Origin of the sequence: Buchnera aphidicola (Chaitophorus sp. 3695), from assembly GCF_964058985.1 — a bacterium.
Taxonomy (GTDB): domain Bacteria; phylum Pseudomonadota; class Gammaproteobacteria; order Enterobacterales; family Enterobacteriaceae; genus Buchnera_J; species Buchnera_J aphidicola_BQ.
This window is the reverse complement of the sequence record NZ_OZ060379.1, coordinates 76,429-93,006: the sequence shown is the minus strand read 5'-3', so window position 1 is coordinate 93,006 and position 16,578 is coordinate 76,429. Positions and strand designations below refer to the sequence as shown.

General features: G+C 22.1%; 16 protein-coding genes. 5 read left to right on the top strand and 11 right to left on the bottom strand.

The window, feature by feature from the left end:
• Positions 1–4 precede the first annotated feature (4 nt).
• Positions 5–586: a dCTP deaminase gene (dcd, locus tag AB4W58_RS00435; protein ID WP_367674130.1), complete on the bottom strand. Its 582-nt coding sequence runs from the start codon at positions 584–586 to the stop codon at positions 5–7.
• 298 nt (positions 587–884) lie between these two features.
• Here dcd and leuB point away from each other — a divergent pair, with 298 nt between their 5' ends.
• The 4 genes from leuB to leuA all read left to right on the top strand — a co-directional run bounded on the left by leuB (position 885) and on the right by leuA (position 5,678).
• The gene (gene leuB / locus AB4W58_RS00430) at positions 885–1,976 is read left to right on the top strand and encodes a 3-isopropylmalate dehydrogenase (protein WP_367674129.1); all 1,092 of its coding nucleotides are present in this window, start codon (positions 885–887) and stop codon (positions 1,974–1,976) included.
• Positions 1,977–1,978: 2 nt separating this feature from the next.
• Positions 1,979–3,394 carry a 3-isopropylmalate dehydratase large subunit gene (leuC, locus tag AB4W58_RS00425; RefSeq protein WP_367674128.1) on the top strand — a complete coding sequence of 472 codons (1,416 nt, stop codon included), beginning with the start codon at positions 1,979–1,981 and terminating at the stop codon, positions 3,392–3,394.
• Positions 3,391–4,014, top strand: a complete 624-nt coding sequence (leuD, locus tag AB4W58_RS00420; protein ID WP_367674127.1) for a 3-isopropylmalate dehydratase small subunit — start codon at positions 3,391–3,393, stop codon at positions 4,012–4,014. The genes leuC and leuD overlap by 4 nt, the downstream gene beginning before the upstream one ends.
• Positions 4,015–4,136: 122 nt before the next feature.
• Entirely contained in the window at positions 4,137–5,678 is a 1,542-nt protein-coding gene (gene leuA, locus AB4W58_RS00415; protein WP_367674126.1) for a 2-isopropylmalate synthase, read from the top strand.
• A 179-nt stretch (positions 5,679–5,857) separates the two neighbouring features.
• Here leuA and gndA read toward each other — a convergent pair whose 3' ends face one another.
• The 10 genes from gndA to smrB form a co-directional block, all read right to left on the bottom strand.
• Complete coding sequence (gndA, locus tag AB4W58_RS00410; RefSeq protein ID WP_367674125.1) at positions 5,858–7,273, bottom strand: NADP-dependent phosphogluconate dehydrogenase; 1,416 nt, start codon at positions 7,271–7,273, stop codon at positions 5,858–5,860.
• A 97-nt stretch (positions 7,274–7,370) separates the two neighbouring features.
• Positions 7,371–7,985 carry a bifunctional phosphoribosyl-AMP cyclohydrolase/phosphoribosyl-ATP diphosphatase HisIE gene (gene hisIE / locus AB4W58_RS00405; RefSeq protein ID WP_367674124.1) on the bottom strand — a complete coding sequence of 205 codons (615 nt, stop codon included), beginning with the start codon at positions 7,983–7,985 and terminating at the stop codon, positions 7,371–7,373.
• Complete coding sequence (gene hisF / locus AB4W58_RS00400) at positions 7,979–8,755, bottom strand: imidazole glycerol phosphate synthase subunit HisF (RefSeq protein WP_367674123.1); 777 nt, start codon at positions 8,753–8,755, stop codon at positions 7,979–7,981. Before hisF ends, hisIE begins: the two co-directional genes overlap by 7 nt.
• The gene (gene hisA / locus AB4W58_RS00395) at positions 8,725–9,471 is read right to left on the bottom strand and encodes a 1-(5-phosphoribosyl)-5-[(5-phosphoribosylamino)methylideneamino]imidazole-4-carboxamide isomerase (RefSeq protein ID WP_367674122.1); all 747 of its coding nucleotides are present in this window, start codon (positions 9,469–9,471) and stop codon (positions 8,725–8,727) included. Before hisA ends, hisF begins: the two co-directional genes overlap by 31 nt.
• On the bottom strand, positions 9,468–10,067 hold the full coding sequence (gene hisH / locus AB4W58_RS00390) for an imidazole glycerol phosphate synthase subunit HisH (protein ID WP_367674121.1): 600 nt from the start codon (positions 10,065–10,067) through the stop codon (positions 9,468–9,470). The genes hisA and hisH overlap by 4 nt, the downstream gene beginning before the upstream one ends.
• Complete coding sequence (gene hisB, locus AB4W58_RS00385; RefSeq protein ID WP_367674120.1) at positions 10,067–11,134, bottom strand: bifunctional histidinol-phosphatase/imidazoleglycerol-phosphate dehydratase HisB; 1,068 nt, start codon at positions 11,132–11,134, stop codon at positions 10,067–10,069. Before hisB ends, hisH begins: the two co-directional genes overlap by 1 nt.
• A 29-nt stretch (positions 11,135–11,163) precedes the next feature.
• Positions 11,164–12,231 (bottom strand): histidinol-phosphate transaminase, encoded by a 1,068-nt coding sequence (hisC, locus tag AB4W58_RS00380; RefSeq protein ID WP_367674119.1) that lies wholly within the window; start codon positions 12,229–12,231, stop codon positions 11,164–11,166.
• Entirely contained in the window at positions 12,228–13,538 is a 1,311-nt protein-coding gene (hisD, locus tag AB4W58_RS00375) for a histidinol dehydrogenase (protein WP_367674118.1), read from the bottom strand. The genes hisC and hisD overlap by 4 nt, the downstream gene beginning before the upstream one ends.
• A gap of 7 nt (positions 13,539–13,545) precedes the next feature.
• Positions 13,546–14,445, bottom strand: a complete 900-nt coding sequence (gene hisG, locus AB4W58_RS00370) for an ATP phosphoribosyltransferase (RefSeq protein ID WP_367674117.1) — start codon at positions 14,443–14,445, stop codon at positions 13,546–13,548.
• 215 nt (positions 14,446–14,660) lie between these two features.
• Positions 14,661–15,185 carry an endonuclease SmrB gene (gene smrB, locus AB4W58_RS00365; RefSeq protein ID WP_367674116.1) on the bottom strand — a complete coding sequence of 175 codons (525 nt, stop codon included), beginning with the start codon at positions 15,183–15,185 and terminating at the stop codon, positions 14,661–14,663.
• 225 nt (positions 15,186–15,410) lie between these two features.
• Between smrB and aroC the strand changes: the two genes are divergently transcribed.
• A complete protein-coding gene (gene aroC, locus AB4W58_RS00360) occupies positions 15,411–16,496 on the top strand; it encodes a chorismate synthase (RefSeq protein ID WP_367674115.1) in 1,086 nt (361 codons plus the stop codon).
• Positions 16,497–16,578: the final 82 nt, after the last annotated feature.

The window sequence follows — 16,578 nt, the reverse complement described above, 5'->3', positions numbered from 1 at the left end:
AATTTTATTCTTTATATATTAAACTAGAAATAATATTTTCTTGATTAAAATATTTAGATCTATTGTTATAATTATAAGGTTTACTACATATACCAGATAACACTTCAAAACTTAAAGCTGCAATAAACATCCCTGGAGTTAAAGCTAAAATAAAGTTTCCTGCATTAAACAATTCTAAAACAATTTTTCCATTCCATCCTGGATCAATTCTATGAGAAGTCATATGAATCATTAATCCTAATCTAGCCAAAGAAGAACGGCCATCTAACCATCCAATTAAATCATTTGGCATTGAAATTTTTTCTATTGTTAATGCTAATACAAAATTTCTTGGTTTTAAAATAAAAGATTTATTATTAGCAATACAAATTTCATCACTAATATTTTGTTCTAAAACATATTTAATATTTTTAGAAGATTTTTTTAAATCTATAATAGAATTATAAGATTTTTTAAAAATTCTAAATTTATTACTTAAACGTATATCAATAGTAGCTCCATGAATTTTTTTCATATTAGGAATAGGAGTAATAATTAATTTTTTTTTAAAAATCCATTTTTTAATATCTTCATCACATAATCTCATATAACCTACTTTTTTAAATAAAACACTTTAGTTAAAAAAAATTTTTATTAGAAACGATTATATCGTAAAAATATTTTTAATATTAAAAAATTTTATATAAAATTGAAATGTTTATTTTAAAATTTTCAAAAAAAAAAATATTCAAAGTAATTTTCTTTTATTTAAAAAATAATTTTATATAAAATTATTTTTTAAAAGTTATATTTCAAAAGTTTGAAACTATTTATATATATGATACGATCAATCATATTTAAATAATAATATTAATATCATACACTAAACTATATAGAAAAAAAATATGTATAAAAAATACAAAATAGCAATATTACCAGGAGATGGTATTGGACCAGAAGTTATGCAAGAAACCTATAAAATTATTGAAATTATTCAAAAAAAATTACTAATTAATATAAAAACTTCAGAATATGATATAGGAGGAGTTGCTATTGATAAATATGGAACTGCTTTACCTAAAAAAACTTTAATAGGATGTAAAAAATCTAATGCTATATTATTAGGTTCTGTAGGGGGACCAAAATGGGACACATTACCTCCACAAAAAAGACCAGAAATTGCATCTTTATTACCTATTAGAAAATACTTTAATTTATTTGCAAATTTAAGACCTTCTACGTTATATAAAAAATTAAATTATTTATCTCCATTAAAAAAAAATAATATAAAAAATGGATTTGATATTTTATGTGTTAGAGAACTTACTGGAGGTATTTATTTTGGAAAGCCTTCTGAAGAAATTAATAAAAAAAATATGCATTACGCTATAGATACCTCTATTTATCATAAATATGAAATTCAAAGAATTGCAGAAATAGCTTTCCAAGAAGCTCTAAATAGAAAATGTAAAGTCACTTCCATAGATAAAGCAAACGTTTTATATACTTCAAAATTATGGAGAAAAACTGTTAACGAAATTTCTAAAAAATATCCTAAAGTACATTTATCTCATTTATATTTTGATAATGCTATTATGCAAATAATTAAGAATCCAAATCAATTCGATGTTATTCTGTGTCCAAATTTAATTGGAGATGTAATCTCAGATGAATGTGGAATTTTAACTGGTTCTATTGGAATGCTACCTTCTGCAAGTATTAATACAAAAGATTTTGGATTATATGAACCAGCAGGAGGAGCTGCTCCAGATATTCAAGGAAAAAATATTGCTAATCCTATTGCACAAATTTTATCTTTATCTATGTTAATTAAACATAGTTTAAAAATAAGTCATATTTCAAATTTAATTAACATTGCAGTACATAAAACTTTATTAAAAGGATTCAGAACACATGATATTTCTCACAATAAAAATTTTGTTACAACAGAAAAAATGGGTAACGAAATTGTTAAATCATTTATTGAGGAACTATAAATATGAGAAAAACTCTTTATCAAAAAATATATGATTCTCATTTGATTCAAACAAATAAAAAAGAATCTATTATATATATTGATCTACACTTAATTCATGAAGTCACATCTCCACAAGCATTTTATGAATTAAAAATAAAAAATAGAAAAGTACGTAGACCTGATAAAACTTTTGCTACAATGGATCATAATGTTTCTACTGTAAAAAAAAATATCTCAGCTTCTGGAAAAACAGCAGAAATACAAATGAAGCAACTCATAAAAAATTGTAAAAATGAAAATATACCATTATATGATATATTACATAAAAACCAAGGCATTGTTCATGTAATCGCTCCTGAACAAGGTATGATATTACCTGGAATGACAGTAGTATGTGGAGATTCACATACATCTACTAATGGAGCTTTTGGAGCTTTATCTTTTGGTATTGGAACATCAGAAGTAGAACACGTACTAGCCACACAAACAATACAACAAAATCAATTTAAAAACATGAAAATTGAAGTAAATGGTATACGAAAACCTGGAATTATGGCAAAAGACATCATTTTATATATTATTAAAAAAATTGGATCATCAGGAGGATCAGGTTATGTAATTGAATTTTGTGGTGAAGTTATTAAAAATTTTACTATGGAAGAAAGAATGACAGTTTGTAATATGGCCATTGAAATGGGAGCAAAATCTGGATTAATAGAGCCTGATAATATTACTTTTAATTATTTAAAAAATAAAAAATTCTCACCTAAAGGAATAAATTGGAATCAATCTATAAAATATTGGAATACATTAAAATCTGATAAAAAAGCTCATTTTGATAAAATTTTTTATATAGATATTTCTTCTATAGCTCCGCAAATTACATGGGGTACAAATTTAGATCAAATAATTTCAATTGATGAAAAAACACCAAAAATAAATGATTTTTTCGATAAAAGTAGTAAAAAAACTGCTAAAAAATCTTTTAAATATATGGGAATCAAAGAAAATTCTTATCTAAAAAAAATACCTATCAATACAGTATTTATAGGATCATGCACTAATTCTCGAATTGAAGATTTAAGAGAAGTAGCTAAAATTGTTGTAAACAAAAAAGTACATTCAAATGTAAAAGCTATTATAGTTCCAGGATCAAATCCAATTAAAATACAAGCAGAAAAAGAAGGATTAAATAAAATTTTTATCAAGGCTGGTTTTGAATGGAGAAATCCAGGATGCTCAATGTGTTTAGGTATGAATAAAGATAGATTAAATTATAAAGAAAGATGCGCATCTACTAGTAATAGAAATTTTGAAGGTAGACAAGGAAGAGGAGGAAGAACACATTTAATGAGTCCTTCTATGGCTGCTGCAGCTGCAATATTTGGATTTTTTATAGACGTTAGAAAAATTTATCGTGAGAATAATATTCTATGAAAAAATTTACTATACATACTGGAACAATTGTTCCTATAAATATTATTAATATTGATACAGACATTATAATACCTAAACAATTTTTAAAAAAAACTACAAAAATTGGATTTGGAAAAAATCTTTTTTACAATTGGAAATTTTTAGATAATAAAGAAAAAAAAATTAATAAAAAATTTATATTAAATAATGAAATATATAAAAAATCTAGTATTTTAATTACAGGAAAAAACTTCGGATGCGGATCATCTAGAGAACATGCAGTATGGGCTTTGTTAGATTATGGTTTTAAAGTAATTATTTCATCTAAATTTTCAGATATTTTTTATAATAATTCAGTAAATAATAATTTATTATTAATTAAATTACCTGAAAAAAAAATTCAAAAAATAATTTTAATTCTTAAAAAAAATAAAAAAACTAAATGTACAGTAAATCTTATAAAAAAAAAAATTATTATAAAAAAAATAGAATATATATTCGAAATTAATCCAAACTATCGTTCAAAATTATTATATGGATTAGATAATATTGATTTAACATTTAAATATATTAAAAATATTATAAATTATGAAAAAAAAAATCAACCTAAATATTTAAAAAATAGAAAATTATATTCTTAATTTAAATATAAAATTAAAAATTCTAATATATAAATATAAAAGTATATTAAAAAATTATTGTTCTTACACTTTAAGATTTTATATATTTAATAAATAAATATAACATTTTATATAAGAAAAAAATGAAAGAAAAAATTATTATTTTTGATACTACTTTACGTGATGGGGAACAAGCGCTTCAATCTAGTTTAAATACTCAAGAAAAAATTGAAATTGCATTAGCTCTAGAAGATATGCATATCGATATTATAGAAGCTGGATTTCCTATATCTTCACCAGGAGATTTTAAATCTGTACAAGAAATATGTAAAAAAATAAAAAATAGTACAATATGTAGTTTAGCTAGATGTATCGATAAAGATATAGAAATTGCTGCACAAGCCATGTCTCAACTAAAAAATTTCAGAATTCATTTGTTTTTAGGAACATCTAAACTACATATAGAATCAAAATTAAAAAAAAATTTTCAAGAAATTAAAGATATGGCTATAAGATCTATTAAATATGCTAAAAAATATACTGATGATATAGAATTTTCATGTGAAGATGCTGGAAGAACATCTATAGATAACTTATGTGCAATTGTAGAAACACTTATAAAAAACGGTGTCAAAACAATTAATATTCCAGATACAGTAGGATATACTATTCCAAATGAATTTAGTAAAATCATTTCCGAACTATTTATACGCGTTCCTAATATTGACCAAGCAATAATATCAGTACATTGTCATAACGATTTAGGAATGGCAGTAGGTAATTCTATTTGTGCTATTCAATCTGGAGCACGTCAAATCGAAGGTACAATAACTGGAATAGGTGAAAGAGCAGGAAATACAGCATTAGAAGAAGTAATTATGGCTATTAAAACAAGAAAAAAAATGTTAAATTTTTTTACTAATATAAAACATCACAAAATTTATAAAACCAGTAAAATTATTAGTAAAATATGTAATATTTCTATTCCTATTAACAAAGCTATTATTGGTTCAAACGCATTTTCTCACTCTTCTGGTATTCATCAAGATGGAATCATAAAAAATAGAAAAAATTATGAAATTATGTCTCCAAAAGATATTGGATTAAAAAACATTAAATTTAATTTAACATCTCGCTCTGGTAGAGCTGCAGTAAAAAATAGAATGCAAGAAATGGGATATACAGAAAAAGATTATAATTTAAAAACACTGTATAAAAAATTTCTAAAATTAGCTGATAGAAAAGGTCAAATTTTTGATTATGATTTACAAATGCTAGCTTTTATTAAAAATTATTCTAAAAAAAATCTACATATTATTTTAAAAAATATTTCTTTTTCTTCTCAATCTTTAAATCAAATAAACATTTGTATTCAATTATTTTATAATAATATAATTCATAAAGCTAAAATTCATACAAAAAATGGAATTGTTAATGGAATATATAAATCCTTACAAAAAATTACTAAAATCAACTTTTTACTAAAAAAATTCAAAATTAAATCTATAAAAAAAAATAAAAAAATTTGGGAAAAAGTATATATAATAGCTAAATATAAAAATGAAATATTTTATGGAAAAAATACATCACAAGATATAATACAAGCTTTTACTCAAAGTATGATTGATATTTTAAATAATATTATACAATTTAATGAAATTAAAAAAAAAATAAAAAACAATTAATTAAAAACCTTCTTAGATAAATTATAATGAAATTTTTCTAAGAAGGTTACATAATAAATAACATAATATAATAAAAATTTTTAAAAATATGCAATAAGATATAAAAAATTACTGTTAAAAACAATTTTGTTTAAAATAATTGATGTATATTAAATTAAATTTAAATTGTATACATAAATTTATTTTTTATCTATCCAATTAGTGTGAAAAGTACCTTTTTTATCAATTCTAGAATAAGTATGAGCTCCAAAATAATCTCTTTGCGCTTGTAATAAATTTGCTGGTAAGATAGGAGATCTATAAGAATCATAATAAGAAATTGCTGCAGAAAATGCTGGAATTGGTATACCATTCATTACAGAATAAGACACAATTTTTCTTAAAGAATTTTGATATTCTTTAGAAATTTTTGTAAAATACGGAGCTAATAATAAATTTTCTAAATCTTTATTTTTTTTATATGCATAAATAATTTCTTTTAAAAAATCTGCTCTAATTATACAACCTGCACGAAAAATTTTTGCAATTTTAGAATAATTTAAATTCCAATTATACACTTTTGAAGCTTTTTTTAATTGAGAAAATCCCTGAGCATAAGAAATAATTTTTCCTAAATATAAAGAACGTCGAATTTTTTCAATAAAATCTTTTTTATTTAAAATATCTTTATAAAATTTCGGACCATAAAGAATTTTAGAAGCTTGTAATCTTTGATTTTTAAAAGAAGATAAATATCTAAAAAAAACAGATTGTGTAATTAAAGATAAAGGTTCACCTAAATTTAATGCACTTTGACTAGTCCATTTTCCTGTACCTTTATTATTAGCTTTATCTAATATAACATCTATTAAATATTTTCCAGAAGAATTTTTTTTTAAAAAAATATTTCTAGTAATTTCAATTAAATAACTTTTTAATTCGCCTTTATTCCAATTAGAAAAAATTTTAGCAAGTTGCTTATTATTTAAATTTAAAGAGTTTTTTAAAATAAAATAAGACTCAGAAATTAACTGCATATCTCCATATTCAATTCCATTATGTACCATTTTTACATAATGACCAGAACCATCTGAACCAATATAATTTACGCATGATTCATTATTTTCTGTTTTAGCTGCAATATTTTTCAATAAAGAAGATATTCTCTTATAAATTAATTTATTACCACCTGGCATAATTGCTGGACCTTTTAATGCACCTTCTTCACCACCAGATATACCTATACCAAAAAAATGTATTTTTTTTTTAAATAATAAAGAACTACGTTGCATAGTATCTTTATAAAAACTATTACCGCCGTCAATTAAAATATCTTCTGGATCTAAATAAGGAATAATAGATTGAATAGTTAAATCTGTTGCAGTTCCTGATTGAACCATTAATAAAATAATTCTAGGTTTTTTTAAAGATAATACAAAATCTTGAACTGTAAAAAACGGCACAAGATTTTTATTTTCATTATGTAAAATCACTTCTTTTGTTTTACTCTTTGATCTATTAAAAATAGAAACAGTATATCCTTTACTTTCTATATTCAAAGCTAAATTTTTTCCCATTACTGCCATTCCTATTACACCAACTTTTTGTAAAGACATACAATACTCCTAAATATTTTCTAAATAATATATTTAATTCAACATATTATATAATAATAATTTTTAAATCCATTAAAAAATTTAATTTAAAAAATAATTATGTGTTTCTTTTTTTTAAAATTTTAATTACATCAATAAATTGTATATTAGTATAACTAAATAAAACTAATATATGATATATTAAATCTGCACATTCTTCGAGAATATTTGTTTTATCTTTATTAATAGCGGAAATTACTAATTCTACAGCTTCTTCTCCAACTTTTTGAGAAATTTTATTAATTCCTTTTTTATATAAATTACTCGTATATGAAGAATTATTATTATTTTTTTTATAATATTTTAGAATACGTTCTAATTCTAAAATAAAAGAAACATTTATATTTTTTTTGTTTTTAAAACAACTTTTATTATTTAAATGACATGTATGACCTTTAGCTTGCACTAAAGCTAATAAACTATCTTGATCACAATCAGGAATAATATCAATTACTTTTAAATAGTTTTTAGAAGTTTCACCTTTAGTCCATAAACGATTTTTAGTTCGAGAAAAAAATGTTAATTTCTTCTTTTGTAATGTAATTAAAAGTGATTTTTTATTTGCATATCCATGCATTAAAATTTCATTAGAAAATACATCTTGTACAATAATTGGCATTAACTTATTTACTTTATCCCAGTTTAAATCTAAAATTTCATTAATAGTTAGCATTTTCTAATCTCAATATTTTTTCTAGACAAAAAATTTTTTAATTTATTTATATTAACAATATTTTCATGAAAAATAGATGCTGCTAAAGCTCCATCTACATCTGAAAATTTAAATACATCATAAAAATGATTTATATGTCCAGCTCCTCCAGAAGCAATTAAAGGTACTTTACATATTTTTCTTATTTTTCTTAATTGTTTAATATCATATCCATTTTTTACTCCATCTTGATTCATACAATTTAAAACAATTTCTCCTGCACCATATTTTTGTACAACTTTTACCCATTTAGAAGTTTCTAAAACTGTTTTCTTTTCATATTTAGAATCTCCAGTGTATTGATGAACAAAATACTTTTTTTCTATTTTATGAAAATAAGAATCAATTCCAATAACTACAGCTTGTACTCCAAATTTATCTGCAATTTCAGTAATTAAAGCAGGATTGTTAATAGCATGAGAATTTATAGATATTTTATCCGCTCCATAATTAAAAATTTCTTTTGCATCTTGAAGATTTTTAATTCCTCCAGCTACGCAAAATGGAATATTAATTACTTCAGCAATCATAGAAATCCAATTTTTATTAACTAATTTTTTTTGTACAGATGCAGAAATATCATAAAAAACTAATTCATCAGCTCCTTCTTTAATATATCTTTTTGCTAAAGATAATATATTTCCTACAATTCGATGATTCTTAAATTTAATACCTTTAACTACTAAACCATTTTTTACATCTAAGCAAGGAATGATTCTTTTTGCCAACATTGTACAGCCTCAGTCATAGTAAATTTATTTTCTAAAAAAGCTTTTCCAATAATTATATCCTTAATACCAATTTTTTTAAGATCTTTAATATCTTGTAAACGACTTACTCCTCCAGATGATTGAAAATTAATATAAGGGTATTTTTTAACCAAACTATGATATAAAGATATATTCGGACCATTTAAAGTTCCATCTTTTGTAATATCAGTACATAATATATTTTTTACTCCTGTTGAAGAAAAATCATATAAAATATCATTTATATCTTGTCTAGTATTTTTTTTCCATCCTGAAATTTTAACTTCAGTAAAATTATTTTTTACTACAACATCTAAAGCTAAAACAATAGAATTTATCCCATATTCTTGAATCCATTTTTTTACTTCATTTCTTTTTTCAAAAATAGCAGATCCAATTACTACTTTTTTTACACCTAAAGAAAATAGTTTTTCAATATCTTTTCGACTTCTAATACCACCTCCAACTTGAAAATCAATATTTTTTATCTGTAAAATTTCTTTTAATAAAAAATTTTGTTTATTATTAAAATTCTCAGCTCCATCTAAATCAACTATATGTATATTTTTTATTTTATTTTTTATACATTTTTTTATATATATATAATAATTTTGTATATATATTTTTTTTAAATTATAATTACCTTGATATAAACGTACTATTTTTCCCTGATAAAAATCTAAAGATGGAATAATCATATAATATCAATCTCTAAAAAATTTTTTAATAAATGCATACCTTTTAAACCAGATTTTTCTGGATGAAATTGCACTCCGAAAAAATTATCTTTTTGTACAGCAGAACTAAAAAAAGAGTCATAATAAGTTTTTGCAATCGTAATAGAACTAATTAATGCAATATAATTATGAATAAAATAAAACCATTCTCCATTACAAATATTTTTAAATAATGGATGTTTCTTTTTAAAATAAACTTTATTCCATCCCATATGAGGTAAAATAATTTGATTATTAAATTTATAAATACATTTTTTGTTAAAAATATTTAACATTAATGTATTTTTACTTTCTTCACTATAATGAAAAAATAAATGCATTCCTAAACAAATTCCTAAAATAGGATTTTTATATCTTTGAATAACTTCTATTAATTTTTTATTAGATAAATTTTTCATAACAGCATATGGTGTACCAATTCCAGGAAAAATCAATTTATCAGAATGTCTAATTATTTCTGGATTATCACTAATAATTGGATTATATTTAAGTCTTTTTATTGCCCAATAAATAGAAGATAAATTAGAAAATCCAGGATCTAAAATAACAATATTCATTATAAAACACCTTTAGAACTAGGTATATTTAGTCCATTTATTTGAATAGCTTGTCCTAATGCTTTTCCAAAAGATTTAAATAAACTTTCAGCACAATGATGATCATTAGATCCTTTAGATTTTAAATGTAAAGTAATATTCATAGAATACACTAAAGAATAAAAAAAATGATAAATCATTTCAGTACTCAAATCCCCTACTTTCTGATATTTAAAATTTGCTTTAAAATTTAAATATGGTCTATTAGAAATATCTAAAACACATGAAGCAATACTTTCATCCATAGGTAATGTAAATCCATATCTATTAATTCCTTTTTTATTAATTAAAGATTTAGATAAACATTGTCCTAAAACAATACCAACATCTTCAACTACATGATGATCATCAATATTAATATCACCTTGAGCATTAATATAAAAAAAAATATTTGAATGTATAGAAATTTGTTCTAACATATGATCAAAAAAAAATATTCCTGTATGAATAAAACTTTTTTTTGTTTTATCTAAAAATGTTTTAATATAAATATCAGTTTCAAGAGTTTTCCTATGTATACAAAAAAATCTATTTTTATATACAATTTTATTATAAATATCTTTCCAACTTAAATAATTTTTTCCATATTTTAAACCCTTTGCTCCAATATTTTTTGCTAATTTCATATCAGATTCACGATCACCTATTACAAAACATTTTTTCATAAAATTTTTTTTTTTATTAAAAATCCATTTATGTAATAAAGAAAATTTTGGTTTACGACATATACAATTATCTTGAGGCAAATGAGGACAGATCAATATATCACTAAAAAAAATTCCTTGAGAGGAAAAAATTGAAAGCATTAAATTATGATATAAATAAAAATTGTTTATGGAAAAAGATTTTCCTAATCCATCTTGATTTGTAATCATAATAAATTTATAATTTAATTTACTTAATTTTAATAAAACAGAAATTACATTAGGTTCAAATTCAAATTTTTTTAAAGTATCAATTTGATAATTAAATTTAGGTTCTTTAATTAAAGTTCCATCTCTATCAAGAAATATAAATTTTTTATTCATTACAATATTCTCTTATTTATTAAGTTTAATTATTTAATTTGAATCACTTTAAAAATATTTATTAAATTCATACATTCTTTATATGTTCCTACTGAAATTCTAATACAATTTTTTAATAAAACTTTAAAATTTTGATCTCGTGTTACAATCTTATGTTTTAATAATTGTACAAAAACTTTATTAGAAGAATTAAAACATACTAAAATGAAATTTGTTGAACTCGGAAAAATTTTTTCTATATAAGGTAATTTTTTTAATTCTTGAATTAAAATTTTCTTATTTTTATTTAATTCTAAAATATTTTTTTGTAAAATGATAAGATTACTTTTAACAAGAAAAGATTGCGCTATCTGTAAAGTAGGAGTAGATAAAGGATAAGGCGCAATTATTTTTTTTATAACATTAATGATGTTAATATGTGCAATAATAAAACCACATCTAATACTAGCCAATCCAAACGCTTTAGATAATGTTCTTAAAATAATTAAATGATCAAACTTATACATTAAATCTATTGCAGTTTGTTGTAAACAAAACTCTATATAAGCTTCATCAATTACAACTAAACATTTATTTTTAGTAAACTTTAAAATTTCTATAATATCTGTACGATTAATTAAAGTAGAAGTAGGATTATTTGGATTACAAATATAAATTAATTTAACTTTCTGTATCAATTTTTTTAAATTTATTAAATCTATCTGAAAATTTTTTAATTGTAAAATCGAAATAACTTTAACATTTAATATATTTGCATATACTTTATACATATCATATGTAGGAGGAAAAATCATAATATAATCTTTTTTTGGTTCACAAAAAGCTTTAATCAATAACTCAATAGCTTCATCAGAACCTCGTGTTGCTAAAATATTTTTATAACTAATTTTTATATATTGAGAATAAGATTGTAATAATACTTTATATTCTTTATCAGGATATCTATTTAAATTATTAAATAAAAAAGTTTTTTTTTGTACAAAAGGTAATTCATTTGCATTTAGCCAAATATCTCCATTGTCTTTAATTCTTCGAGCGGATTGATATGGTATTAATTTTTTAATATTCTTGCGAGTAAATTTATTAATATCAATCATTTTTTTATATTCCTTAATGCAGATAACCTAATTTCTACAGCATTCTTATGAGCTAACATATTTTCTTCTAAAGATAATTTTTGTAATATTGGTGATAGTTTTAAAAAACCATCTTGAGTTAACTCTTGTACACTAATTTTCTTTAAAAAATCAGATACACTAATACCAGAACAACTTTTAGACAATCCATAAGTAGGTAAAACATGATTTGTTCCAGAAGCATAATCTCCAGCAGATTCAGGTGACCATGATCCTAAAAAAATTGAACCGGCATTTTTAATTTTCTTTAAAACATCACGTGGATATCGTGTTTGAATAATTAAATGCTCTGGAGCATATTGATTAGAAATTTTAATGCATTCTTTAATATTTTTTGCAACTATAATACAACTTTTTTTAAAAAATTTCTTTATACATATAGAATTTTTAAAAGTATTTATTTGAATATATAGTTTTTTTATTACTAAACACGCTATTTTCTCTGAATCTGTTAATAAAATCACTTGTGATTTATTTCCATGTTCCATTTGAGATAATAAATCAGATGCTATAAAATCACTATTTGAATTTGAATCAGCAATAATTAATAATTCAGATGGTCCTGCTAACATATCTATAGAAACTGTTTGAGAAAATAAACTTAATTGACGTTTAGCTTCAGTCACATATTCATTTCCAGGACCAAATATCTTATCTACTTTTGGAATACTTTGAGTACCAAAAGCTAAAGCTGATATTGCATGAGCTCCTCCTACTTGATATATATTATATATTTGAAATAACTTAGCAATATATAGTATTTTTTCTGATACAGGAGCAGGAGAACATACAAAAATTTTTTTACATCCTGCAATTTTAGCAGGTATAATTAACATTAAAAAAGTAGAAAAAAGAGGAGATATACCACCAGGGATATATAAACCAACAGAATCGATTGGTCGTATTAATTGTTCACATATAATTCCAGGCATAGTTTGAATCTTTAAATTATTTAGTTTTTGTTGAATATGAAACGAATAAATATTTTTTATAGCTTGATTAATACATTTTTTAAAATTTCTATCAATTTTTTGATTTGCTATATTAATTTGTTCTATTGGAATTTTAATATTATTTAATTTTACTTTATCAAATAATAAAGAATATTTTTTTAATGCATCATCTTTTTTTAAAATTACATTTTTTATTATGTTAGAGACATTTTTTTTAATTTTTTTATTTTTATTAAAAATAGGTCTACTTAATATTTTTTTTTTTTCTTTTTTAGATAAAGCGTTCCAAAAAACCATACCCTTTAAATTATTCATATTAAATTTATTCCATCATTTTTTCAATTGGTAAAACTAATATAGAAGTTGCACCTGCTTTTTTTAAATTTTCCATAGTTTCCCAAAAAAGATTTTCTTTACTAACCATATGTAAAACTACTTTTTTAGGATGTCCTACTAATTTAGATATAGTAGGATTTTCAATTCCATTTAATAAAGACATAACTTGATTTAACTTAGAAGTAGGCGCATGTAACATAATATATTTTGATTCTCTAGCTTGCATAACACCTTGAATACGGGTAATTAATTTATGAATTAATTCTTTTTTAAGAGTAGAAATATTTCCTTTTCTAGAAATAATTTGCGCATTAGATTTATATATTACATGAACTTCTTTTAAATTATTTGCTTCTAAAGTAGCTCCTGTAGAAACTAAATCACATATCATATCTGATAATCCTACTCTAGGTGCAATTTCCACAGATCCTTTTAAAGTAAATGATCTAAAATTTATATGTCTTGTATTAAGATATTTTTTTAAAATATATGGATATGAAGTAGCAATAGTAAAATTTTTTAATGATTGTAAATTTTCATATTCACTACTTTTACGACATGCTAAAGACAGTCTACAAATTCCAAAATCTAAATTTAATAATAATTTATATAAGTTTTTTGTATTAAAAGACTTTTTACTTAATATGTTCTCTTTTAAAACATTTCCTCCTACTATACCTAAATCTACAATTTGATTCATAACTAATCCAGGAATGTCATCATCTCTTACACGAATGACATCAATTGGCATATTTTCAGAAAACGAAATTAATTTTTTTTGCTCTAAATTAATTTTAATTCCACAATTTAATAATAATTTTTTAGAATCATAACTTAAACGACCAGATTTTTGCATAGCTATACGTAATCTATTTTTTTTTAACATTCAAACCTCAATTTTATAAAAAATTATTAATAATATTTTTTTAATATTATAAAATAATTAAAATAAAATTTTAATAAAATATTTTTTAATCAAATATTATACAAGAAATATTCTAACAAATATGAATAAAAACTGTTAATATTGAATTAAAAAATATTTAAAATTTATTTGATAAAAAAATTAATATAAATATACAAAAAAGTAAAAAATTTACATCATAAAAAATCAATTAAAACTAAAATTGCTGCATCATATCCAAGTATTTTAGGAGCTTGATGAAAAGCCATTACATTTGGATGCCTAGAAAGCCATATTGGAATTTGTTTTTTTAAAATATTTCTTCCATATCCATGCATAATATTAATACAATTAATTTTTTTTTGAATACAAAAATATATTAATTTTCCTAATTCTTGTTTAGTTTGATCTTGATTAAATCCATGTACATCTAAAATAACCTCAGGAATATAATATCCTTTTCGTAATTTTTTTAATTTTTTTTTATTAAAATCATCTCTACAATAATAAAGTGGATCTTCATGAAAATTATTTTTTATAGTAGAACATGAAAAATAATTACTGTGCAATTGTTCTTGATATTTTTTTCTTTTTTTACGAGATATAAAACATATATTATCTTTTACATGATATACAGTATCCTGAATCATTTTTTTAGCTTCTTTAAAATATTTTCTAAAAAAAAACTTATCTTTCAATTTTAAAAAATTTTGTTTACTCATTTTCTTACTACCACAATATTACGTTATAATATTATTTATATATAAAAAAATTACATACAATGAAAATATAAAGAAATTTTTATTAAAAATTTTATTTATGAAATATTGAAAACATAAAATTTTATTTATAAAATTATTTTATAATAATAACTTATCAAATTTATATTTTCAAATTTTATTAAAATAAATTATTTATAAAATAAATCTATTTAAAAAAGGTAAATTATGTCTGGAAATACTATAGGAAAATTATTTACAGTAACTACTTTTGGAGAATCTCATGGTCATTCTATAGGATGTATAATTGATGGAACACCTCCAGGTTTAAAAATATCTAAATCAGATATACAAAAAGAATTGAATAGAAGAAGACCTGGTCAATCTAAATATACTACACAACGTAGAGAACTTGATATTGTAAAAATATTATCTGGAGTTTTTAAAAAAAGAACTACAGGTACAAGTATTGGATTAATAATAAAAAATACAGATCATAGATCAAAAGATTATCAAAATATAAAAGATTCTTTCCGTCCAGGACATGCTGATTTTACTTATCAAAAAAAATATGGAATTAGAGATTATCGAGGAGGAGGAAGATCGTCTGCCAGAGAAACAGCAATGAGAGTAGCAGCTGGAGCAATAGCAAAAAAATACCTAAAAGAAAATTATGGAATATGCATACAAGGATATTTATCTCAAATTGGAAATATTAAATGTACGTTGAAATCTTTTAAAGAAATTGAAAAAAATGATTTTTTTTGTCCAGATCAAACAAAAATTATTAAAATTGATAAATTAATACGTACTATTAAAAAAAATGGAAATTCAATAGGAGCTGAAATTACTACTATTATTAAAAATGTCCCAATAGGATTAGGAGAGCCTGTATTTGATAAATTAGATGCAGAAATTGCGCATTCTGTTATGAGTATTAATGCAGTTAAAGGAGTAGAAATAGGAGATGGATTTAATGTAATTCAAAAATTAGGAAGTGAACATCGAGATGAAATGAATAATAAAGGTTATTTAAGTAATAGAGATGGAGGAATTATTGGAGGAATTAGTAATGGACAAGATATTATTGTCAAGGGTGCTTTTAAACCTACATCTAGTATTCGTATTCCAGCAAAAAGTATTAATATCAATAATGAATCTATAAATGTTGTAACTAAAGGAAGACATGATCCATGTGTAGGTATTCGTGCTGTTCCTATAATGGAATCTATGATTGCAATAACAATCATGGATCACATACTTAGATTTAAAGCTCAATGTTTTAAACAAAATAAACATATAATTTTAAAATAATATTTTTTAAATAAAAAAATATATTTTAAAAGTATTTTTAAAAATTCTAATTTAAAATTTAAATAAAAATATTTTATAAAAA